General features: G+C 56.9%; 17 protein-coding genes. 10 read left to right on the top strand and 7 right to left on the bottom strand.

Translation table 11 applies throughout. The features are described from left to right. Positions 1-121: 121 nt before the first annotated feature. Entirely contained in the window at positions 122-763 is a 642-nt protein-coding gene (locus EJA71_RS05630) for a DUF1345 domain-containing protein (RefSeq protein ID WP_158955042.1), read from the top strand. Positions 764-1,011: 248 nt separating this feature from the next. Further along, the gene (locus EJA71_RS05625) at positions 1,012-1,461 is read left to right on the top strand and encodes a hypothetical protein (protein WP_158955040.1); all 450 of its coding nucleotides are present in this window, start codon (positions 1,012-1,014) and stop codon (positions 1,459-1,461) included. A gap of 54 nt (positions 1,462-1,515) precedes the next feature. Here the strand turns inward: EJA71_RS05625 and EJA71_RS05620 are convergent, their stop codons facing one another. The 3 genes from EJA71_RS05620 to EJA71_RS05610 form a co-directional block, all read right to left on the bottom strand. Then, entirely contained in the window at positions 1,516-4,059 is a 2,544-nt protein-coding gene (locus EJA71_RS05620; RefSeq protein WP_158955038.1) for an autotransporter outer membrane beta-barrel domain-containing protein, read from the bottom strand. 208 nt (positions 4,060-4,267) lie between these two features. Next, positions 4,268-6,385 (bottom strand): hypothetical protein, encoded by a 2,118-nt coding sequence (locus tag EJA71_RS05615; RefSeq protein WP_256671479.1) that lies wholly within the window; start codon positions 6,383-6,385, stop codon positions 4,268-4,270. Positions 6,386-6,400: 15 nt separating this feature from the next. Then, positions 6,401-7,237, bottom strand: a complete 837-nt coding sequence (locus tag EJA71_RS05610; RefSeq protein WP_158955036.1) for a hypothetical protein — start codon at positions 7,235-7,237, stop codon at positions 6,401-6,403. A gap of 250 nt (positions 7,238-7,487) precedes the next feature. Here EJA71_RS05610 and EJA71_RS05605 point away from each other — a divergent pair, with 250 nt between their 5' ends. From EJA71_RS05605 to EJA71_RS05580, 5 genes are all read left to right on the top strand, one after another. Then, positions 7,488-8,516: a LacI family DNA-binding transcriptional regulator gene (locus EJA71_RS05605; RefSeq protein WP_158955034.1), complete on the top strand. Its 1,029-nt coding sequence runs from the start codon at positions 7,488-7,490 to the stop codon at positions 8,514-8,516. Between the two features lie 173 nt (positions 8,517-8,689). Continuing rightward, a complete protein-coding gene (locus EJA71_RS05600) occupies positions 8,690-9,472 on the top strand; it encodes a sugar phosphate isomerase/epimerase (RefSeq protein WP_158955032.1) in 783 nt (260 codons plus the stop codon). Then, positions 9,465-10,463 (top strand): sugar kinase, encoded by a 999-nt coding sequence (locus EJA71_RS05595; protein WP_256671478.1) that lies wholly within the window; start codon positions 9,465-9,467, stop codon positions 10,461-10,463. The genes EJA71_RS05600 and EJA71_RS05595 overlap by 8 nt, the downstream gene beginning before the upstream one ends. Before the next feature lie 81 nt (positions 10,464-10,544). Further along, the gene (locus EJA71_RS05585) at positions 10,545-11,843 is read left to right on the top strand and encodes an MFS transporter (protein ID WP_158955030.1); all 1,299 of its coding nucleotides are present in this window, start codon (positions 10,545-10,547) and stop codon (positions 11,841-11,843) included. Between the two features lie 13 nt (positions 11,844-11,856). After that, positions 11,857-12,834, top strand: a complete 978-nt coding sequence (locus EJA71_RS05580) for a D-glycerate dehydrogenase (RefSeq protein WP_158955028.1) — start codon at positions 11,857-11,859, stop codon at positions 12,832-12,834. 150 nt (positions 12,835-12,984) lie between these two features. Here the strand turns inward: EJA71_RS05580 and EJA71_RS05575 are convergent, their stop codons facing one another. The 4 genes from EJA71_RS05575 to EJA71_RS05560 all read right to left on the bottom strand — a co-directional run bounded on the left by EJA71_RS05575 (position 12,985) and on the right by EJA71_RS05560 (position 18,634). Continuing rightward, a complete protein-coding gene (locus EJA71_RS05575; RefSeq protein WP_158955026.1) occupies positions 12,985-14,172 on the bottom strand; it encodes a pyridoxal phosphate-dependent aminotransferase in 1,188 nt (395 codons plus the stop codon). A 41-nt stretch (positions 14,173-14,213) separates the two neighbouring features. Continuing rightward, positions 14,214-15,839: a methyl-accepting chemotaxis protein gene (locus tag EJA71_RS05570; protein WP_158955024.1), complete on the bottom strand. Its 1,626-nt coding sequence runs from the start codon at positions 15,837-15,839 to the stop codon at positions 14,214-14,216. 288 nt (positions 15,840-16,127) lie between these two features. Beyond that, on the bottom strand, positions 16,128-17,267 hold the full coding sequence (locus EJA71_RS05565; protein ID WP_158955022.1) for a glycerate kinase: 1,140 nt from the start codon (positions 17,265-17,267) through the stop codon (positions 16,128-16,130). A gap of 245 nt (positions 17,268-17,512) precedes the next feature. Next, entirely contained in the window at positions 17,513-18,634 is a 1,122-nt protein-coding gene (locus EJA71_RS05560; RefSeq protein ID WP_158955020.1) for a sugar diacid recognition domain-containing protein, read from the bottom strand. Between the two features lie 171 nt (positions 18,635-18,805). Between EJA71_RS05560 and EJA71_RS05555 the strand changes: the two genes are divergently transcribed. The 3 genes from EJA71_RS05555 (at position 18,806) to rarD (ending at position 22,384) form a co-directional block, all read left to right on the top strand. Beyond that, positions 18,806-20,116 (top strand): MFS transporter, encoded by a 1,311-nt coding sequence (locus EJA71_RS05555; protein WP_158955018.1) that lies wholly within the window; start codon positions 18,806-18,808, stop codon positions 20,114-20,116. Positions 20,117-20,294: 178 nt separating this feature from the next. Beyond that, the gene (locus tag EJA71_RS05550) at positions 20,295-21,308 is read left to right on the top strand and encodes an aldo/keto reductase (protein ID WP_158955016.1); all 1,014 of its coding nucleotides are present in this window, start codon (positions 20,295-20,297) and stop codon (positions 21,306-21,308) included. 194 nt (positions 21,309-21,502) lie between these two features. Further along, a complete protein-coding gene (gene rarD / locus EJA71_RS05545) occupies positions 21,503-22,384 on the top strand; it encodes an EamA family transporter RarD (RefSeq protein WP_158955014.1) in 882 nt (293 codons plus the stop codon). Positions 22,385-22,446 lie beyond the last annotated feature (62 nt).

Below are 22,446 nucleotides of genomic sequence, written 5' to 3'. Positions count from 1 at the left end.
GCAGGCTGCGATCTTTTGACTTTGCTCTTATAAGATCAAAAGATCGCAGCCTGCGGCAGCTCCTACTAAAGCCCGATGGCGTGCGCTATGGTGCAATGACAGTTCGCCAACGTGAGTCCCCATGCGCTTCCTCGCCCGCACCCACCCTCGCCTGTCCGCCGCCGCCCTGTTCGGCCTCGCCACCGGTCTCCTGGCTCCCGCCGATTCCATCGTCAGCAAAATCCTCATCGGCTGGAACGTCGGTGTCTGGACGTACCTGATCCTGATGTTCTGGCTGACAGTCCGCGCCAAGGCTCCAGACGTCAAACGCATCGCCGAAGTCGAGGACGAAAACGCCGGACTGGTATTGTTCGTGGTGTGCATCGCCGCCCTCGCCAGTCTCGCCACCATCACCTTCGAACTGGCCGGCAGCAAGGATCTGGAAACCACACGCAAGCTGATGCACTACGGCTTCACCGCGCTGACGGTGATTGGTTCATGGCTGCTGATCGGGGTGATTTTCTGTGTGCACTACGCCAGGCTTTATTACACCTGCGACAGTAAGGAACCGGCATTGCGTTTTGCCGAGGGCCTGACGACGCCTAACTATTGGGACTTCCTCTACTTCTCGTTCACCATCGGCGTGGCAGTGCAAACAGCGGATGTGGGCGTGGCGACGCGGGATATCCGCAAGATCGTGTTAGCGCAGTCGTTGATAGGGTTTGTATTCAATACGGCGATATTGGGTTTCTCGATCAATATTGCGGCAGGACTATTTGGTTGAGGACGCGTGAGTAACACTCTATTGGTTGAGCCGGCAGTGTTTGTCAGCGTTTTTATGTGGAGTTTTATTACTCATCCGTCCAGCGCCTTGATTCGAACGTCATCAAGAAACTCGCATCAAGACAATTCAAAAAGTCAACTGTAATATCTGACAGTATACGAAAGGCCTCAATTGCGGTTGTATAACGTATCCACGGGCAGGCCTTGGTTTGATCAGTGGATACTACTTTCCGGACAGAGGATACGACGATGAGTGTCACTACCAAACGGTTCGCAGAAGGCAAATACTTTAAAGCCAATATCAACGGAAATCCCTTCACGGCAATCGAGCGTTCGGTCACAATCCCGCAAAAACCGCACCCCGACTTCGCCAACTCACTTAAAGTCGTGGCCGTCGAGAAAGGCTCGGCGCGAATGCCGCGCAGCGTGAACAAGTACTTTACATTTCTCATTCCGGCAGCACTTACGTCCGGCGTCTATGCCGTAAATCAGGATGCCCATCCGGTTCATCTCGAATACTCAGACGCTTCCAATTTTGACCTGCCGGAAACCTATGTAGCCACTGAGGGCCACATTGAAATTATCGAATCCGGTAATCCAGAAACCCTTAAAGCAAAATTTATTGGTACGTTTCAATCTGATACCGACGACACTAAAACGCTCAACATTAACGGTGACTTTGATATCTACAATGGGTAAATTTCCAGCAGACACAAAAAACCCCGACATATAAGTCGGGGTTTTATTTTGAGTTTAGAACGAGTAGCTGACACCCATGCTGCCACTCCAGTCCTGATTTATCCTGCTGCCTTGGCTGCCACCAACCTCTGCGAAAACTTGCCAACTGGCCTGAGCAGGCACCCAGTTGACGCCTGCACCATATTTCACACTGGTAGAAGAAAGATCATTGTCGAAGTCATTGCCATTAACCTCAACCCGATTGCTCGAAACAAACTCGTGATTAACTGCTACACGGAACCTCGGCTGCAACTCACTACCATCACTCAAGACCATCTTCTTGCCAATGGCAACACCCAGTTCACCAAGCGCTGAGCGCATCCCGTCTGCATTCACCTCTAGCCCATTGTCCAGGTGATAGGTCTCGTCTTGTCCTACGGCTACCGCAATCTGAACCGAGGGTTCCACGAAATAGTCACCTTCAAGTCGAATGTGTTTACCCACTTCCACCGAGGCAGTAGCACCAAGGGTTTTGTAATTACCCTTAGACCGGGAACCATCACTCATGGTGATTTTGGCTTCGTTATCAAACTGACTGACCTGCCCCACGACGTCGATGTAGACGCCGCTCTCGGTGTTGAGCAATGTGCCGTAAACACCTGCGTTCAGACTGTCAATGACAGCCGTTGAATCCGCTTTGAGATCCATGTTCGTGCGGCTCGATCCAACAAATGCACCGAGAAGCCATTGATGGCTACCGAGATCGACCTGTGTGTCGGCCCCCAGAGAGAAACCGTATTGATTTTGCGTATAACCATCACCATAAGCATTCGCCACACTGTACTGGTTGCCATATGAGCGAACCCAGACACTGTTGCTGAGGTTCTGTGCTGGCGAACCGCTAAACAGGGAATTGCTCACCTGCACATCATTGTTGAGCCGGCGATCGCCCATTCGCGTGTTCAGATTCGTCATTCCGGCGTATGCAATACTCGCCGCACTGCCGGCAATGGCCAACGCTGCATTGGTGGGTGTGCTGACCGTCTCCTGGTCGGCCCGGAGTAATAAGCCGTTCCCCTCATTCACCAACTTGTAAGTGAACGCGCCCGCATCTACCTGGCGATTTGCCAACGAAAACTGTGCATCCCCGGAAGCGACACTTCCGATTTTGACATCTTGAGCAGATACCGGATCTTGGCCGCTTGCCGAGACCAACAGTTGATGCTGACCAGTAGCATTGCCAGTGACATTGAGGAAATCGGAATTACCGGTGTTGAGATCCGTGCCCATCACAAAGGTGCCATTACCCTTGAGGTTGACCACGTCGAGTCGCTCGAATGTATCTTGACCTCCCATACGAACCACACCGTTGCTAAGCGTCAGATTTTGCGCTGCTGAGCTACCAGTCATGTTCCACTGCGCAGCGTTGCTTACATTCAGGTTGGTCGAATTGTCGATTCTGCCTGTCAGTACTGCGTTGTTATTGAGAATGACATTTGAGCCGAGGTCGCCCGACACGTTGCCAGTCATCACACTGCCGTTATCCAAAACAAAGCGCGCGATGTTATTCACGTCGCCGTCAAGGCGCGATGCATTGTCAACCGAAACGGTTGCACCACTCCCGGCCAACGCTTGGAAATGTCCGCTGAAAGAACTTCGCGAATCTATGACCAGATTCTCGACATTCTGTAGATCCCCGTTGAACTGGGCAGAATTTTGCAAGCGAATCTGCGTAGTTGCACCTGGCTCGACAATGACATTACCGTCTAACGTGCTGCTATCGACAGTTAGGTTGATACGCGCGCCATCATTAACCTCAAGTAATGTGCCGTTACCGGCAATCAACTGCGAACCATTTAATACATTAATGTCGGCCTTGGCGTTTTGAATATTAAGAAAATCGACGATGATCGCCGAGCCTGTCTTACCTTCGATGCGTGAGTTATTCAAAATTACGCTCGACGTTTCTGAACGCGAGGGTTCAGTTCCGATACGCAACCCCGACTGAGTACCGATGATGGCACTATCGGACATTGCAATTGTGCCATTCAACAAGCGGGCACCTTCGGCATTCACTCCTGTACCTGTAACAGTGGTTCCGTCCATTAGGGCGAGATTTCCGAGCCCATTCACCTGGGCACCCAATACATCGCCTGTCACTGTGGTGCGAGTCAGCACCGCTTGCGAACCCACTTGATCCTGGACGTTTCTGCTCAACAGTATCCCTGTTGCATTGCTGGACAAATTGGCGCCAGTGATGGACGCGTTGCTGCTGAATAAATTGACCGCCGCACCTGAGCCCGAACCGTTGACCGCGGAGCCGCCGGTCATAGTGAGGTTTGACAGACGATCAAGATTGAGAACTTGTGTATTAGTGGCGTTAAGCTGCACCGATGCACCCACTGTTCGTATTTCCAGCGTTTCAGCACCGTCGGCTATCAGGGTTGAAGTGGGATCAAGCGTCCAAGCCTCAATGGGTGTAGTGCCATCAATTGTTAATGTTTGCCCTGGCAGTAACACGCCAGCATTCGCATCAGACACTGTGTAAACCAAGAATATCGCCGTGAGAAAAGATACCCGTGTACCGCGATCCGGGCTGGAAGAAGAATAAATACGCATGTGGGTGATCCTATATTTCAACGCGAAAAGAGCCTTGTTCGTATCAGGCCGCGGAGGAAAAGCGCGAAGAAGACTACAGTCGAACGCACCTCTTTTATGTAGGAATAATCCGATGATGAATGGCGATTAATCTGCAATATCGGGAATTTCTGTAGGAAAAATTCGTCCACTCGACGGCTTTTATCCGTCGAGCGGACAGTCCACTCATTTATGGTCGAGTTACCGTTGGTGGAAGGCCATCACAATAGACGCTACTGGTGTTACGTACGCGCACTGGATGCATCACTTGGGTAGATTTGAATGTTGTGCCGCCTAGCACGACCTGATACCAAATCTCGACATAATAGAACGTCAGCGGTGTTGTAACCGGGGTCGCTTGCTGAACCGTTTTAAAGAGAGCCCAGTCAATGTCAAACACGAGCGGATCAGTTGTATTGGCAATCGGTTTTGTTTCCGACACATCGATTCCCGCGATCGGCCTCGTTTTACCTTTGTCTTCCCAAGCGAGCATCCGGATTGTGACATCACGCCCTGTGGGAAGGTCTGTTTGTCCGCCCGGAACTGTAACCTTCAACGGAGGGACCGTATAGATAGGACCAGTACCCGTCCTCGGCTCCATACTGGTACAGCTGACATAAAGCTCATTATTCAATCTGATGAACGGGCCAGTATGAGGTAAGAAATTGATATCAAACGTTTGAACGTTTACAGCCGTGGGTGTGAGGCGTTTCATCACATTCGGGTTGCCCGGATACTCGATGGTATAGGTTGCAGGAATAATCCCAAGCCCCGCCGGCGAAATCACCGAAAAACCGACCTTTAGCGATGTTTCTGTATCACCATCAGCCAATTGGCTCGTTCCAATGATTGCACCATTCCAGTAGTACGTTACAAGGGCCGTTTCCAGTAATGCAGGGAATCCAGCTGCTGGCACTGTAAACGTAACGTCCTTGTCCCGGTCTTGAGGCAGAAGATTATCCTTCGTACCGCTATCGCCGGTGACGACAACGGGCGGCAAGTTGTCATGCTCCAAAATAGGCAAGTCGTCAGGCGCTGGACCGGGGAACAGGAAATTCACAAATATTGTTGTTGTGCCGGAAGGGATATCGGGGCCCGGTCCACGAGTAAGAGTATATTGAATATCTACCGCGGCTTCTGCAGTCGCCCCGCTGGTTACTGTATCAAGAAGCGCATAATTTAACGGCATCTCAAACGGACCTGGAAGAGGGCCTAATGCATCGCTTCCCGCAACCTCAATGTCTGCGGTGACCTGGATGACATCAAAAGGATCACCATGGGTTGGATAATCAATGACAACCTTTGGAGGTTCAATAGCATAACTTCCGAGATTGATGGCAACCGTGTTATTCGGATCTGTAGCGGGAACCCTTGGATCAAACAGAATCGGATCCGGCAAAAACCTGATCGGCAGAACTGCTGCACCCGCTACAACGGAATCCTGTGAAGGGTTACCGGGGGCATCAAACAGCTTATATCGCTGGAACAACGATGCGTTTGGCAGACTTTTCAAATCATCGACAGAAATAGTGAACTCTCCGGCACCGGAGACCACACCGTTATAAACTACAGGTAGGGTTATTGTCGTACCCGAACGCTCGCCCAAACAAAAATAGACAGTGTCATTAGCAAGACGATTTGGGTAGTTGACCGGGATTCTTACCACTAATCCACCCGGATTGGCTGCAACCCACGCATCATTAATAACCTCGCCGCCAGCAATATCCAGGTTTACATAAGACGCCGCAGGAGGTGAGGACCTGGAGAACGGATTCTTCACGTAATAGGGTGCATTTCTATCCACAAAAAAAGTGACAGGTTCGGAATTATCCTGAAGACCCAATGCGTCAATGATCTCAAAGCGGGCCTGGTATTCTGTCGGTCCAGTTACACTCGGTATGTCTCTGAGCAAACGCGTTTCGACATCAACATGATAAGGCGGGGGATTCGCAGCAAAATCTTCAGGCAAAGATGTCCGGCCCCATTCGGCTTCCGGTTGAGTCCCTTGCCGTCCATACACCCACATACTCCCACCACCCGCAAGTCCTTCACTTAGCGATTCGAGGGTGAACCTGATAGTGGTTTTGTTCAATTCAGTAATGAGGATACGTGGATTGGTCTCGTTTATCAGGCCAGCGATTTTCGGTGGATCTGCCAACACGCCAATCGACCGTTTGCCAATGTTACCAGGGACTTTCTCTTGAGCTGTCATTGCAATGATCTCCATATTAAAGCCGTCAGGCCAGATGCTCATCAGGCAGGAATTACTGCGAACACTCATCCTTACCGTAGAGACTTTAAGAAACATCACTTCTTTGCATCATCACGCAAAACACGGCAAACTTTGCCCGGGCCTTCTTCTGTCAACCTTTATCAGTGCCGGTAATGAACTGCCGACTAATACACCCTTGCGAGTTATTCGATAAACCACCAGTGCGGAGTTAGTGCCATGCACCAGAGGTTGAACACAGGGTGTATATGGAAAAAACCGGGTTAGGCCCTTTTCTACATCAGCAGTGGACAAAGTGTGTACTGAACTAAAAAAAGCCTCGCTTACAACCAGTTCGTCGTTTGCGCCAGCGTAACCATTAAGCGACTTGTAGCCAGACCATTCAATGGTCAACTCATCACTTTCCTGCGCCACCGGCAAAGGCGGAACTTTTACACTCACACCTTTATCCAGCTCTGAAGAGTCACAATTGTAATATCCCCAAAGCGTCGGTACAGGTTTTACAAAATCCACTTCGGGAAGATCTGTCACCGGATCTTGTTGTGAATGATCGATAATTAACTGTTTATGCGGGGACGGATCGTCGATCCCGAACGCCGTAATAACGTAGTAAATAAAGGCGATACCGTTATTTGCCATTAACCCGGGGCTGATGTCTACCTCAAAGACAGGCGGTAGAGGCCCTATCGGTCGATTCCTGCGGTAAATTTCCTGAGTAGCCCCGCCCTGCTCCCAATAAACAACAAGAGTGTCGTCAAACGAGGTTTCTGCCCATGGAAATATACGTGCTTTGGTGCCTGCCAACAGGATGGGTAAAGGTATATAACCATCTGCTGCAGTTACACCATCAATGATAAGTGGGTCAGCAAACAATATGATGCGGCGCTTGGTCGGAACTTGATTGCGCAACGAACTGCTTGCCGAATCCATCAATTCTTCTCCTGCCGGTTTAATCAGGACGCGTTTTGCGAGTTATTTTGCTTACTGAAATTAGGCACCTGATTGATGCCTTTGCCTACTGTCAGATCTGACAGGTAAAGCGACCGCTCGTCGGAAACAAGCCATGGTGTGATTCGTCCATTGATCGACGAACCTTGACGCAGCCACATTGATTGGTGTTTCCTGAAACCGGTTTCAATGATGTTTCACATACTCCAACAACAAGAAAATAGCCGCCTCGATGAACGACTTCTCCACCGCCCAGCGCAGCCGCGTGACCATGCTCGACGTCGCTGAACGCGCCGGCGTATCCAAGGCCAGCGTCTCGCGCTTCATCGGCGAAGACCGCGCCCTCCTCTCCGATGCCATTGCCCTGCGCATCGAACAGGCGATTGACGAGCTCGGGTACCGCCCTAACCAAATGGCTCGCGGCCTGAAACGCGGCCGTACCCGCCTGATCGGCATGCTGGTCGCCGATATCCGAAACCCTTATTCAATTGCCGTGATGCACGGGGTGGAAACCGCCTGCCGTGCGCACGGCTACAGCCTGGTGGTGTGCAACACCGACCGCGATGACGAGCAGGAACGCCAGCATCTGGCGCTGTTGCGCTCCTACAACATCGAAGGGCTGATCGTGAACACACTTGGCCATCACCGTGACGAGTTGCATGAACTTCACCGCGAGATGCCACTGGTGCTGGTGGATCGCAAGGTCGATGGGCTCGATAGCGACATGATTGGCCTGAACAACCCGCAAGCCGTGGAGATGGCCCTGGTGCATCTTGAGCAGCGTGGCTATCGCGATGTGCTGCTGGTGACTGAGCCGTATGACGGGACCAGTTCGCGGATCGAACGGGTCAGCAGTTTCCAGGCGCAGATAGCGCAGCGTTCAGAGTTGGCCGGGGCTGTCGTCGAAACAGGCGTGGAACTGGCTACCCATCTTCAAACCTTTCTAAACACCTCTACGAATGGCCCGAAAGCGCTGTTTTGCGCCAATGGTGTGGCGGCGTTGGCCGCGACCACTGCGCTGCGCGAGATCGGCTTCGAGTTGTTCAAGGATCTGGGGTTTATCGCTCTGGATGATCTGGATTGGTATCCGTTGGTGGGCTGCGGGATTACTGCGCTGGCCCAGCCGACGCAAGAGATTGGCGCGCGGGCGTTTGAGTGTTTGCTCAAGCGGTTGCGTGGGGATGATACGGCGGCTCGCAGACTCGATTTTGCGCCGGTGTTGGTTGAGCGTGGGTCGACCCTTGGGATTCGTGGTGTTTGAGCTGACGCTATCGCTGGCAAGCCAGCTCCCACAGGATCCGGGTTGTACACAAGATTGCTGTATATCCCCAATAACTGTGGGAGCTGGCTTGCCAGCGATGAGGCCCGATAGAACAACAGAACCCCGAATATTTTTTTGAACAAAAATGAAACCGGTTTCAGAGGTCGATAACAATGAATAAACCCGACGTTTCCATCAGCCTGTCCAGCTATGGCGCCGAGCTTGTCCGCCAACGCGGCCAAGGATCGTTCATCGAGGTGCTGGCCACCGCTGGCGCCAACCGCATCGAATGGCGCGAAGAGCTGCTGACTCGCGAAGACCCGACGCAACTGGCGCAAGCCACCCAGGCGCAAGGGCTGCAGAGCATTTATTCCTCACCGACAGAACTGTGGCTTGCCGGCCAGGCGCAACCCAATCCTGAATTGATCACCGCCCTGCAACAGGCCGAAGCCTTCGGTTCGAAATGGTTGAAAGTGTCCCTCGGCTACTTCACCGACACCAACGATCTGCAAGCCTTGGCCGAACGCTTGAAACACAGCCCGGTGCAGTTGCTGGTGGAAAACGACCAGACTTTGCACGGCGGACGCATCGAACCCTTCCAGCGCTTCTTTGCGGCCGTCGAACAGCACAATCTGCCGATCAAAATGACCTTCGACATCGGCAACTGGCAGTGGCAGGACCAGTCCGCCGCCAGCGCTGCGCGCCTGCTCGGCCGGCATGTCGGCTATGTGCATTGCAAAGCTGTGGCCCGACGCGCCGACGGCAAATTGGTCGCGGTGCCACCCGCCGTTAGCGACCTGCACCTGTGGGAACAACTCCTGCGGCATATGGCCCAAGGCGTTATGCGCGCCGCTGAATACCCGTTGCAGGGCGATGATCTGGTGCAACTGACCACCGAGCATGTCGCCGCCCTCGCCCGCCTTGGCCAATCCCGTCTGGAGCCTGCCCATGTCTGAGATCGATATTCTTTCGTTCGGCGAAACCATGGCGATGCTGGTCGCTGAGCAGACCGGCGATCTGGCTGCGGTTGAGCAGTTCCACAAGCGTATTGCCGGGGCCGACAGCAACGTCGCAATCGGGCTGTCGCGGCTGGGTTTCAACGTCGCGTGGCTGAGCCGCGTTGGCGATGATTCGCTCGGGCGCTTCGTGGTGCAGACACTGGCCAAGGAAGGGCTGGATTGCAGCCATGTCGCCGTCGATAAAGATCACCCGACCGGGTTCCAGTTCAAGTCGCGCAGCGACGATGGCAGCGACCCGCAAGTCGAGTATTTCCGGCGCGGCTCGGCGGCCAGTCATCTGTCGCCGCAGTCAATCACGACCAGCCTGCTGAGCGCCCGGCATCTGCACGCCACCGGCATTCCGCCGGCCCTGTCGGCCTCGGCGCGGGAGATGTCCTTCGAACTGATGACGCGCATGCGCAACGCCGGTCGCAGCGTCTCCCTCGACCCTAACCTGCGACCGAGCCTGTGGGCCAGCGAGCGCGAAATGATCCGAGAAATCAATCGCCTTGCCGCCCTCGCCCACTGGGTTTTGCCGGGATTAAGCGAAGGCCGTTTACTCACCGGGTTTGAAGACCCGGCGGACATTGCGGCGTTTTATCTCGATCAAGGCGCTGAGGCGGTGGCGATCAAGCTCGGGCCGGAAGGCGCCTACTACCGGACTCATCAGGCTCAAGGTTTTGTCGCCGGGGTGCCGGTGGCCAAAGTGGTCGACACGGTCGGAGCCGGCGATGGCTTCGCCGTCGGGATGATCAGCGCGTTGCTCGAACACCAGAGTTTTGCCGAGGCGGTGCAGCGGGCGAACTGGATTGGCAGTCGTGCGGTGCAGAGTCGCGGGGATATGGAGGGTTTGCCGAGCCGGGCAGAACTACACCGATCGTTCCCACGCTCCAGCGTGGGAATGCAACCCGTGACGCTTTGCGTCACAGAGGACGCAGAGCGTCCTTAGAGGCGTTCCCACGCAGAGCGTGGGAACGAGAAGTTGATTGAACCTGCTGCGACAAAAACAACAAGCTCAGGAGCAACACCCATGAAAACCGCAACCCTCGCCACCCGCCGCTGGTGGTACATCATGCCGATTGTGTTCATCACCTATAGCCTGGCGTATCTCGATCGCGCCAACTACGGCTTCGCCGCCGCCTCGGGCATGGCCGCCGACCTGATGATTACCCCGGGCCTGTCCTCGCTGCTCGGCGCACTGTTCTTTCTTGGCTACTTTTTCTTCCAGGTTCCAGGAGCGATCTACGCGCAAAAACACAGCGTGAAAAAACTGATTTTCGTCAGCCTGATTCTCTGGGGCGGCCTCGCCACGTTGACCGGTGTGGTCTCCAACGCTTACTGGCTGATCGTCATTCGCTTCATGCTCGGCGTCGTCGAAGCGGCGGTCATGCCGGCGATGCTGGTCTATCTCTGCCATTGGTTCACCCGCGCTGAACGCTCGCGCGCCAATACCTTTCTGATCCTCGGCAACCCGGTGACCATGTTGTGGATGTCGGTGGTGTCGGGCTATCTGGTGCAGCATTTCAGCTGGCGCTGGATGTTCATCATCGAGGGCCTGCCGGCGGTGCTGTGGGCGTTTATCTGGTGGCGTCTCGCCGATGACCGTCCGGCTCAGGCCAAGTGGCTCAATGAGCAGGAAAAGCAGGATCTCGAAAGTGCTCTGGCTGCAGAACAGGTCGGCATCAAAGCGGTGAAGAATTACGCCGAAGCGTTCCGGTCACCGAAGGTGATCATTCTGGCGCTGCAGTTTTTCTGCTGGAGCATCGGCGTTTACGGTTTCGTGCTGTGGCTGCCGTCGATCCTCAAGGCCGGCGCGCAAATGGACATGATCGAAGCCGGCTGGCTGTCGGCGCTGCCGTATCTGGCGGCAGTGATCGGCATGCTCGCGGTGTCATGGGGCTCGGACAAACTGCAGAAGCGCAAACGCTTTGTCTGGCCGCCGCTGCTGATCGCCTCGATTGCCTTCTACGGTTCGTACGCGCTGGGCGCTGAACATTTCTGGTGGTCTTACACCTTGCTGGTGATTGCCGGCGCCTGCATGTACGCGCCTTACGGGCCGTTTTTCGCAATTGTCCCGGAGATTCTGCCGGCCAACGTGGCCGGCGGCGCGATGGCGCTGATCAACAGCATGGGCGCGCTCGGTTCCTTTGGCGGCTCGTATCTGGTCGGTTACCTGAACAGTTCCACCGGTTCGCCTGGCGCTTCGTACCTGTTGATGAGCGGCGCGTTGCTGCTGTCGGTGGTGCTGACCATTTTCCTCAAGCCCGGCGCCAGTGATCGCGTCGTCGCCAAAGCCGTCGCCACGCGTGCCGTGCCGGCGCATTCCTGAAGAGACTTTTGCCATGAAAAAACACGTCGTGTTGTACAAGAAACTGTCGCCAGCGCTGATGGCGCGTTTGCAGGAACAGTGCGAGGTCACGCTGATCGACAGCCTCGACACCGACGGCCTCATGCAACTGCGTGACGCCCTGCCCCGCGCCCACGGTCTGCTCGGTGCCAGCCTGAAACTGGATGCCGCGTTACTCGATCTGGCGCCGCAGCTTGAGGCCATCGCCAGCGTCTCGGTGGGCGTCGACAACTACGACATCGACTACCTGACCCGACGCAAGATCCTCCTGACCAACACGCCGGATGTGCTCACCGAAACCACCGCCGACACCGGTTTTGCCCTGATCCTCGCCACCGCCCGGCGCGTGGTCGAATTGGCGAACATGGTGCGTAGCGGTCAATGGAGCCGCAACATCGGCCCGGCGCATTTCGGCACCGACGTGCATGGCAAGACGCTGGGGATCATCGGCATGGGCCGCATCGGCGAGGCGTTGGCCCAGCGTGGCCATTTCGGTTTTGGCATGCCGGTGCTCTATCACAGCCAGTCGCGCAAACCGGCGGTCGAGGCGCGGTTTGATGCGCAATATCGCAGCCTTGAGGATCTGCTTCAGCAGGCCGATTTCATTTGTCTGACCTTGCCGCTGACCGCGCAGACGGAAGGTTTGATCGGCGCCGAGCAATTCGCGCTGATGCGGCCGGAGAGCATCTTTATCAATATCTCGCGAGGCAAGGTTGTCGATGAGGCGGCGATGATTGATGCGCTGCGTCATCAACGGATTCGTGCGGCCGGGCTGGATGTGTTTGAGCGTGAGCCGTTGAGTCATGATTCGCCGTTGTTGCAGTTGAACAACGTCGTGGCGACACCGCACATGGGCTCGGCGACGCATGAGACGCGCGAAGCAATGGCGCGGTGTGCGGTGGAAAACTTGTTGGCTGCGTTAAAGGGAGAGAAACCGGCGAATGTGGTGAATCCATCGGTTTGGCAGGGCTGAGATCTTTATTGCCTTATATGATCGTTCCCACGCTCTGCGTGGGAATGCAGCCCGGGACGCTCTGCGTCCCTTCTGGAAGCTGGAACGCGGAGCGTCCCTTGAGGCATTCCCACGCGGAGCGTGGGAACGATCAACAGGCAACGCCAAACATCAGGCACTGCGCGCCTGTAGAAGCTGCGCCGCACACAGCGCAATCCGCGCGCAGGCATCGGCGAGTTTCACCCGATCCACCACCAGCCCGATACGAATGTGCCCCGCCGCACTCGGCCCGAACGCCTCTCCCGCCAACACTGAAACCCCATATCCCTCCAGCAGCCGCTCGGCAAATGCCTGGGCGCCGAGCCCGGTCTGGCGTATGTCGACCATCACGAACATGCCGCCGTCGGGGCGAATCGGGTACAACCCCGGACACCCCTGCAATCGTTCGCACACCAGGTCCCGACGCAGCCGATATTCCTCGCGCATCTGCGTCACTTCCGGCAGGTCCGACTTCAGCGCAACTTCCGCGGCTTTCTGTACGAAGTCCGGCAAGCCAAAGAGCATGCTCAGCGACAGATTGACTAAATGCTCGGCCAAGGATTTCGGCCCGATCATCCAGCCGATGCGCCATCCAGTCATGGCGTGGGATTTCGACAGGCTGTTGATCGTCGCGGTGCGTTCAGCCATGCCCGGCAAACTCGCCGGGCTGATGTGTTGACCTTCATACAGCAATTCGCTGTAGACCTCGTCGCTGATCAGCCACAAATCGTGCCGCACGCACAGCGCCGCCAGTTCCTGCCAGATCAGCAGCGACAGGCTCGCGCCAGAAGGATTGTTCGGACTGTTGAGCAACATAGCGCGGGTCTTCGGCGTGATCCGTGCCGCGACGTCCGCCGGGTCGACGCGAAAACCGTTCTCCGGCCGCACCGGCACCGGCACCACCGTCGCGCCGCAGGCACCGAACACGCCTTCATAGGTGACGTACATCGGCTCGGCGACGATCACCTCATCGCCCGGATCGAGTAGGCACTGCGCGACCGAATATACGGCGCATTGCGCGCCGGGCATGACGATCACATGGTCGGCATCGACCACCTGACCGCTGTGGCGCCGATGGCGCTCGGCAATCAATTTGCGCAGCGCCACGCGACCACGGACTTCGGAGTAATGCGTGTCGCCCGCCAACAGACTGTCGATGGCACCGTGAATGATCGGCAGCGGTGTATCGAAATCCGGATCGCCCACACTCAACAACAGAACATCAACCCCCTCGGCGCGCAGCTCCAGTGCTCGATCGTGAATCTGCCAGGCAGCGGCTCCTTCCCCGGCGATTCGTTGGGTCAAGGCTGAATAGCGCATGTACGTCTCCTGATGGCGCGGTCTCCAGCCTTCACCCTATCTCAAATCACAAAACGCGCCACCATCGCATTCAAATCTACTGCCAGTCGTGACAGTTCGTGGGTCGCGGCGCTGGTCTGATTGGCCCCGGCCGCCGATTGCGTGGCCAGATCGCGGATGTTGACCAGGTTGCGATCGACTTCCCGCGAGACTTGCGCCTGCTCTTCCGAAGCACTGGCGATGACCAGATTGCGCTCGTTGATCTGGTGGATCGACTGGGTGATTTGCTCCAGCGCAACGCCAGCCGCACGGGCCATTTCCAGGGTGGACTGGGTGCGTTGGTTGCTCTGCTGCATCGACGAAACCGCTTCGCCGGTGCCGTTCTGAATGCCGGCGACCATTTTTTCGATTTCCTGGGTCGATTGCGCGGTGCGATGGGCCAAGGCACGCACCTCGTCTGCCACCACGGCGAAACCACGACCGGCTTCACCGGCGCGCGCGGCTTCAATCGCGGCGTTGAGTGCGAGCAGGTTGGTTTGCTCGGCGATGGCGCGGATCACGTCGAGAACCTTGCCGATGTCGCGCCCTTGGGTGGCGAGGCCTTCGATCATTTGCGCAGTGTTCTGTACGTCGTGGGTCATGGTCTGGATCGCGTCGACGGTTTTCACCACTTGATCGCGACCTTCGCGCGCGGCGTGAGTCGATTGGTTCGACGCTTCTGAAGTCGACACCGCATTGCGAGCAACTTCTTCAACGGCAGCGGTCATCTCGTTGACCGCCGTGGCGGCTTGTTCGATCTCGTTGTTCTGCTGCTGCAAGCCACGGGAAGCTTCTTCGGTGACCGCGCTGAGCTCTTCGGCAGCGGCGCCCAGTTGCGTGGCCGAGCCCGCGATCTGTTCGATGGTTTTGCGCAGGTTGGTCTGCATCGCGGCCAAGGCTTCAAGCAGACGCGCCGGCTCGTCGTTGCCATCGATTTCGATGACCTTGGTCAGGTTGCCCTCGGCAATGGTGCGCGCAGCGGCGACCGCGCGGTTCAATGGCGTGACGATGCTGCGGGTCAACAACCAGGCCAGGAGCACGGTGGCCAGCGCAGCAACAATGGCGACGAGGACGATGCCGAAGATCGCACTGTCGTATTTTTCACCGGCCTGCATCGAGGCGGCTTTTGCCCCAGCGGCGTTGATCGCAATCAGCTTGTTGAGCTGCTCGCCCATTTGGTCGGTGCCATCCTTGATCCGCGTGTTGATCAGGCTGCGCAGCTCATCGATTTTGTCCTGACGTGACAGCTCCATCATCTGGCTCTGCGCTTGCAGGTAGTTGTCCAGCGTGCTGGCGAACGTCTGATACAACGCACGTTCTTCCGCGCCCGCCGGCAGTGCGGCGTAACTGGCCTGGGCACTGCGAACCTTGTCGACCAACGCAGCGATGCGGGTCTGGGCTTCCTGCAAACCTGAAGGTTCACGGTTGACCAACACGCGGAACGACAGGATGCGCAGACGCAGGACGTTTTCCGTCACCACAGCGAGATGTGTGACGCTGGGCAGTTGCGTCGACTCCATGTCGATCGAAGCCTGGCGGATGATCGACATGCGGTTGACGGCGAACACGCCGAGGACGACTACCAGCAAGGCGATGAAGGCAAAACCGAGGAAGGCACGGGGCGCGATATTCAGGTTACGCAAGGACATAGTTGGACTCTCGGAAGATAAAAACTACGAGCGTCCATGCCGTTATCACTGGCCCGCTAAGGGCTTCGGTCCGGCGTCACTGTTTGGGGGTGTGGTGTGCGCGCCTGTTAGCTGTATCGGCCAGGCTTTAGGAAGATTGCGGGTCAAGGAGAACTATTTTTCAGGGTGTTTCAAGGATGAAACACTGTGATTCCAATCTTGATGTAGGAGCTGCCGAAGGCTGCGATCTTTGGATCTTGCTATAAAAAACAAAAGATCGCAGCCTTCGGCAACTCCTACAGAGGCGGGTCAGTTTTTGCTGGCGAGTTGCCAAACCCGGGCGATGTCGGTCGCGCGTTCGCGCAACAGGCGCGGTGCTTCTGCGCAGGCCTGCTCCAGGGTCATCGGGCCGCTGGTCACCGCGAAAGCCGCGTCGATGCCGTGGTTGTAGAGTTCCTGATAACCCTCGCCTAAAGTGCCGGCGATCACGATCACCGGTACGTTGTGTTGCTTGGCTATTCGCGCCACACCAAACGGGGTTTTGCCGCGCAAGGTCTGCGCATCGAAGCGGCCTTCGCCGGTGATCACCAGATCCGCGCCTTCAACGGCTTCAGCGAGGCCGACCAGTTCGGCGACCACTTCTACCCCGGCTTTGAATTGCGCGCCAAGAAATGCTTTGGCCGCAAACCCCAAACCACCCGCTGCACCGCAGCCCGGCTCATCGCGCACATCTTTGTCCAGCGCCTCGGCGCACAGGTCGGCAAAGTGCCCCAGCGCCTGATCGAGTTGCTGCACCTGCGCCGGCGAGGCGCCTTTCTGCGGGCCGAAAATTGCTGAGGCGCCGTGGGGGCCGCACAACGGATTGTTCACATCGGCGGCGATATCGAAACGCACATCGGCCAACCGCGCATCCAGGTCGCTCAGATCCAGTCGCGCTAGTTGTGCCAAGGCCAAACCGCCCGGCACCAACGCCTGCCCTTGGGCATTGAGCAATTTCACACCGAGAGCCTGCATCGCCCCGGCACCGCCATCGTTGGTCGCACTGCCGCCAATCGCCAGAATCACCCGTTGCGCGCCGGCATCCAGCGCCGCACGAATCAGCTCGCCGGTGCCAAACGTGCTGGTGATACAGGCATCGCGCTGTCCCGTTGGCACCAGTTGCAAGCCGCTGGCTTCAGCCATTTCGATGATCGCGGTGTGGTTGTGCGGCAACCAGCCCCACGCGGCGTCAACCGGCGCGCCAAGCGGGCCGCGCACGCGGGTGCGGCGCAGTTCGCCTTCGCAGGCGGCAAGAATCGACTCGACCGTGCCTTCACCACCGTCGGCCATTGGGCATTTGACCAATGTGGCTTGCGGCCAGACTTGCGCCAGCCCCAAAGCAATGGCATCGGCTACGCCTTGGGCACTCAGGCTGTCCTTGAACGAATCGGGGGCGATGACGATCTTCATGCGAATTCTCCAGTTCCAATGCTCCTCATGCTGCCAGTCGGCTTGCGCATTGACGCCGGTCCGCTGCACAAGCGGCTGGGGCGTTTATTGTTCATTTTCACAAAGACCGAGGAATGGGTGGTGGCTGTGATGCCGCCATCGCTGGCAAGCCAGCTCCCACAGTTTCTGAGGTGTTCACAAGTTCTGTGTTTAGCATAAACCCCTGTGGGAGCTGGCTTGCCAGCGATGGCGCCCTCAAGAACACCTCAGGCTGATGGATCAGTCTGCGGCAGTAACTGCACCCCCAGATACAGCGCCAACATCCCATCCAGCCGCAGTGGATCAACCCCACTCAACTCGGCAATCCGCTCCATCCGATAGCGCAGACTGTTGCGATGGATGCCCAACGCCTCCGCACACGCCTGACTCTGCCCGTCGTGTTCGCACCAACTGCGCAGCGTCGCCAGCAACTGACCGTTGCCGTCCTTGGCGATCACCTTGCGCAGCGGCTTGAGCAATTCATCTAGCGCATCATCATTGCGATGGCGCCACAGCATTACCGGCAACCGATAGCGGTTGAGCGTCAGCAACCTTGAATGCGGCAACACTTCGCGGCCATAAGCGAGCAAATCGCCGACCCGCCGATAACAGCGACGCAATCCCGCCAAGCCATCCGCCTGGCCGCCGACGGCAATGCGCAAAATGTTCCAGCCCAGACCGTCGAGTTTTTCCAACAGCCGATCATGCTCGACGTTGTGGCTCGCCGGCCGACACCACAGTAGCGACGACTTGGCCGAGCTCACGCACCAACTGTCCGGATAGCGCGAGGTCAACCAGGCACTCAGCGCATCGACGGTTTGTCCCGGCCCATGTTCCAGGCCCAGCTCGAACAGGTACGGCACCCGCGTCAGTTGCGGCTTGAGCCCTAGTTGCTGCGCTTCATCAATCAGTCGTGGCGAATCTCCGGCCTCGCTCAACAGCAATGCCAGCAGATCGTCGCAGCGCTGGCGGCGCCATTGCTGCTCGGCCTGCTGATTGCGTTGGCCGACGAGCATTTCGGCGGTCATGCGCACCAGTTCAGCGTAGGTGCGCAGCTGTTCCGGCTCGCCGGTAATGCCGAGCACGCCGATCAGGCGTTGATCGAGCAGCAGCGGCAGGTTGATCCCCGGTTGCACGCCTTTCAAATGCACGGCGGTCTGCGCATCGATTTCCACCACGCGACCGTTGGCCAGCACCAGTTGCGCACCTTCGTGACGGGTATTGATGCGCTCCGGTTCGCCGCTGCCGAGGATCAGACCCTGGCTGTCCATGACGTTGACGTTGTAGGGCAAAATGGCCATGGCCCGGTCGACGATGTCCTGGGCGAGGTCGTGATCGAGTTCAAACATAACGGCGGCAATCCTTATTTTCTGGCGCTGGCAGTTGTTCACCCGCACAGGGTCTGGCGGCAAACCCTGTGCTCAGGCACAAAGACAATCCTGCCAAGGTTGGCCGAGACTCTCAGGGCGATCAACGTTACCCTTTGCATCGCAAAAAATCATAATAAAGAGAGAGCCGCTATGTCGCACAGCGCCGCAGCTACCCAGACCATCGACGACGATAAAAATGCCGTTTATAAACGCGTCACCCTGCGTTTAATCCCCTTCATCTTCATCTGCTACTTGTTCAACTACCTCGACCGGGTCAACGTTGGATTCGCCAAACTGCAGATGCTCGACGCGTTGAAATTCAGCGAAACCGTATACGGCCTTGGTGCCGGCATCTTCTTCATCGGCTACGTATTGTGTGGCGTACCGAGCAACCTGGCGTTGACCAAATTCGGTCCTCGGCGCTGGATTGCGCTGATGATGATTACCTGGGGCACGCTGTCGACTTGCCTGTTGTTCGTTACCACCCCAACCGAGTTCTACACCCTGCGCCTGTTTACCGGTGCGGCCGAAGCCGGGTTCTTTCCGGGCGTCGTGCTGTATCTCTCGCAGTGGTTCCCGACCTTCCGCCGTGGCCGGATCATGGCGTTGTTCATGTCGGCAATCCCGGTTTCGGGCCTGCTGGGCAGCCCGTTTTCCGGCTGGATCCTCAACCACTTCGCCGCAGGGCAAGGTGGTTTGGCCGGTTGGCAGTGGATGTTCCTGCTGCAAGGCATTCCGACCGTCATCCTCGGCGCCCTCGCCTACTTCCTGCTGAGCGACAGCTTCGCCAATGCCAAATGGCTGACCCCGCACGAGCGCGCAGTGCTTGAAGCGGATCAGGCCGAAGACCTGGCGAACAAGCCGAAAACCACTTCCGATTCTTTGATCGCCGTGTTCAAGAACCCGGCAATCTGGGCGTTCGGCCTGATCTACTTCTGCATCCAGAGTGGCGTGTACGCGATCAACTTCTGGCTGCCGTCGATCATCAAAAACCTCGGCTTCAGCGATAACCTGGTGATCGGTTGGTTGAGCGCAATTCCGTATCTGCTGGCGGCGGTGTTCATGCTGGTGGTCGGTCGCTCGGCGGATCTGCGCAAAGAACGTCGCTGGCACTTGGTCGTGCCGATGTTGATGGGCGCGATCGGTCTGGTCATCGCGGTGAATTTCGCGGCCAATCCGGCGATTGCGATTCTCGGTCTGACCATCGCGACCATGGGTGCGCTGACCGGCCTGCCGATGTTCTGGCCAGTGCCGACCGCCATGTTGAGTGCCGGCGCTGCGGCCGGTGGCCTGGCGTTGATCAACTCGATGGGGCAGATGGCCGGTTTCCTAAGCCCGTACCTGGTCGGTTGGGTCAAGGACAGCACCGGTTCGACCGATGCGGCGTTGTATCTGCTGGCGGGTGTGATTGTCGCTGGTAGTCTGCTGGCGCTGCGCATGACGCGGACGTTGCGGGCTTAATAACTAGAGCAGGATCAAAAGATCGCAGCCTTCGGCAGCTCCTACCTTGGAATGTGTTCCTTGTAGGAGCTGCCGCAGGCTGCGATCTTTTTGCGTTTAAATGCCGCAACAATTCACTTTGCGCCCTGTTACGCATCTGTTATTTGTTGAGGTTTTCCACCGACAAAAGGATTTCGGCATGAGCTATCGCACACTGGGGCATTCGGGTTTGCAGGTGTCCACCCTCACCCTCGGCACGATGATGTTTGGCGAGCAGACCAGCGCTGAAGATTCGTTGCGCATCATCGACAAGGCCTGGGATCAGGGCATCAATTTCATCGACACCGCCGACGTCTACACCCAGGGTCGCTCTGAAGAAATCGTTGGCGAAGCGATTGCCCGCCATCGACATGAGTGGGTGCTGGCCACCAAGGTCGGTTTCGGCCCGGTGGACGGCGTACCGAACCGCAGCGGCTTGAGCCGAAAGCACATTTTCAATGGTCTGGAAGCCAGCCTCACTCGGCTCGGCACCGACTACCTCGACATCTATTACCTGCACCGCGAAGACCACAACACGCCGCTGGAAGTGACCGTTTCGGCGATTGGCGATCTGATTCGCCAAGGCAAGATTCGCTATTGGGGCCTGTCGAACTATCGCGGCTGGCGGATTGCCGAAGTCATTCGCATCGCCGATCAACTCGGTGTTGATCGTCCGGTGATCAGCCAACCGCTGTACAACATCGTCAATCGTCAGGCGGAAACCGAGCAGATCACCGCTGCGCAAACCTACGGTCTCGGCGTGGTGCCTTACAGCCCACTGGCGCGCGGCGTACTCAGCGGCAAGTACGCGCCGGACGTTACACCGGATGCCAACAGCCGCGCCGGCCGTCAGGACAAACGCATTCTGGAAACCGAATGGCGCGTGGAATCGCTGCGCATTGCCCAGCAGATTCATCAGTACACCGAACAACGTGGCGTTGGCATGGTTGAATTTGCGATTGCCTGGGTGTTGAACAACCGCGCGGTGACATCAGCGATTGTCGGGCCGCGCACAGAAGAACAGTGGGATGCGTACACCAAGGCGCAAGCCGTGAAGATCACAGCGGAGGATGAGGCGTTTATCGATTCGCTGGTGACACCGGGGCATGCGTCAACACCGGGGTTCAACGATGTGAGCCATTTTGTGTCGGGCCGTAAACCTCACTTGACTTGATTTTCTCCTGTAGGCGCCGCCGACGGCTGCGATCTTTTGATGTTGCTTTTTTAAAGATCAAAAGATCGCAGCCTTCGGCAGCTCCTACAATTGCTCATGTGTATGTGTTGAAAATAATGACCATCCGGCCAATATTCAGCACGAAAACCACGTATCCTTCGCGCCCCGTTTGATCACCCACCCGCGAGGACAGTTTGTCTAAAGGTATCGCTTTATCGGTTTCGGCCTCGGTGCTGTTTGCCGTCATGTATTACTACACCTCGCTGCTCACCCCGTTGAGCGGCGTGGAAATTTTCGGCTGGCGGATGCTGTTGACGGTGCCGTGCATGACCGTGTTCATGCTGGTCTCTGGCGAATGGCGACGGGTGTTGGAACTGGTTCGGCTGATGGCCGCGAAGCCAAAATTGATCGCCGGTCTGATCGTCTCTTCCGCCCTGCTTGGTGTGCAGTTGTGGCTGTTCATGTGGGCACCGCTCAATGGTTACAGCCTCGATGTGTCGCTAGGCTATTTCCTGTTGCCGCTGGCCATGGTGCTGACGGGGCGGATCGCCTACGGCGAAAGCCTGTCGTACCTGCAAAAAATCGCGGTGTTCTTCGCCACGTTGGGTGTGTTGAATGAGCTGTATCAGGTCGGCGGGTTTTCCTGGGCGACACTGGTGGTCGTGGTCGGCTATCCGCTTTACTTCGTCCTGCGCAAATACCTGAAGACCGATCACCTCGGCGGCTTGTGGGTCGACATGACGCTGATGCTGCCGGTGGCGTATTGGTTCGTGCGTGGGGGTGAGCAAGGTTTTGGCGTGTTCGATCAATACCCGGGGTTGATGTGGCTGATCCCGCTGCTGGGTTTGATCAGTGCCTCGGCGCTGGTGGTGTACATCATTGCCAGCCGTTTACTGCCGTTTAGCCTGTTTGGTTTGTTGAGTTACGTTGAGCCGGTTTTATTGCTCGGCGTGGCGTTGTTGCTGGGTGAGAGCATCAAGTCCGGTGAGTGGCTGACGTATATTCCGATCTGGCTGGCGGTGGTTGTGCTGGTGTTTGAAGGTTTTAAACATCTGATGCGACAGCGTCGCCCTTAAAAGCAAAAGATCGCAGCCTTCGGCAGCTCCTACAGGGAAAATGCATTCCAAATGTAGGAGCT

It is taken from the genome of Pseudomonas sp. PB106 (assembly GCF_009764645.1).
Lineage (GTDB): Bacteria > Pseudomonadota > Gammaproteobacteria > Pseudomonadales > Pseudomonadaceae > Aquipseudomonas.
Note: the sequence above shows the minus strand (reverse complement) of the source record. Positions and strands in the feature narration are given on the sequence as shown.

What these genes read in the sequence shown, in the direction of transcription:
- EJA71_RS05565 (WP_158955022.1), bottom strand. Translation starts at nt 17,267, where the DNA reads ATGAAGATCGTCATCGCCCCCGATTCGTTCAAGGACAGCCTGAGTGCC.
- EJA71_RS05615 (WP_256671479.1), bottom strand. Translation starts at nt 6,385, where the DNA reads ATGTTTCTTAAAGTCTCTACGGTAAGGATGAGTGTTCGCAGTAATTCC.
- EJA71_RS05550 (WP_158955016.1), top strand. Translation starts at nt 20,295, where the DNA reads ATGAGCTATCGCACACTGGGGCATTCGGGTTTGCAGGTGTCCACCCTC.
- EJA71_RS05620 (WP_158955038.1), bottom strand. Translation starts at nt 4,059, where the DNA reads ATGCGTATTTATTCTTCTTCCAGCCCGGATCGCGGTACACGGGTATCT.
- EJA71_RS05570 (WP_158955024.1), bottom strand. Translation starts at nt 15,839, where the DNA reads ATGTCCTTGCGTAACCTGAATATCGCGCCCCGTGCCTTCCTCGGTTTT.
- EJA71_RS05580 (WP_158955028.1), top strand. Translation starts at nt 11,857, where the DNA reads ATGAAAAAACACGTCGTGTTGTACAAGAAACTGTCGCCAGCGCTGATG.
- EJA71_RS05595 (WP_256671478.1), top strand. Translation starts at nt 9,465, where the DNA reads ATGTCTGAGATCGATATTCTTTCGTTCGGCGAAACCATGGCGATGCTG.
- EJA71_RS05625 (WP_158955040.1), top strand. Translation starts at nt 1,012, where the DNA reads ATGAGTGTCACTACCAAACGGTTCGCAGAAGGCAAATACTTTAAAGCC.
- EJA71_RS05630 (WP_158955042.1), top strand. Translation starts at nt 122, where the DNA reads ATGCGCTTCCTCGCCCGCACCCACCCTCGCCTGTCCGCCGCCGCCCTG.
- EJA71_RS05605 (WP_158955034.1), top strand. Translation starts at nt 7,488, where the DNA reads ATGAACGACTTCTCCACCGCCCAGCGCAGCCGCGTGACCATGCTCGAC.
- EJA71_RS05555 (WP_158955018.1), top strand. Translation starts at nt 18,806, where the DNA reads ATGTCGCACAGCGCCGCAGCTACCCAGACCATCGACGACGATAAAAAT.
- EJA71_RS05610 (WP_158955036.1), bottom strand. Translation starts at nt 7,237, where the DNA reads ATGGATTCGGCAAGCAGTTCGTTGCGCAATCAAGTTCCGACCAAGCGC.
- EJA71_RS05600 (WP_158955032.1), top strand. Translation starts at nt 8,690, where the DNA reads ATGAATAAACCCGACGTTTCCATCAGCCTGTCCAGCTATGGCGCCGAG.
- EJA71_RS05585 (WP_158955030.1), top strand. Translation starts at nt 10,545, where the DNA reads ATGAAAACCGCAACCCTCGCCACCCGCCGCTGGTGGTACATCATGCCG.
- EJA71_RS05575 (WP_158955026.1), bottom strand. Translation starts at nt 14,172, where the DNA reads ATGCGCTATTCAGCCTTGACCCAACGAATCGCCGGGGAAGGAGCCGCT.
- EJA71_RS05560 (WP_158955020.1), bottom strand. Translation starts at nt 18,634, where the DNA reads ATGTTTGAACTCGATCACGACCTCGCCCAGGACATCGTCGACCGGGCC.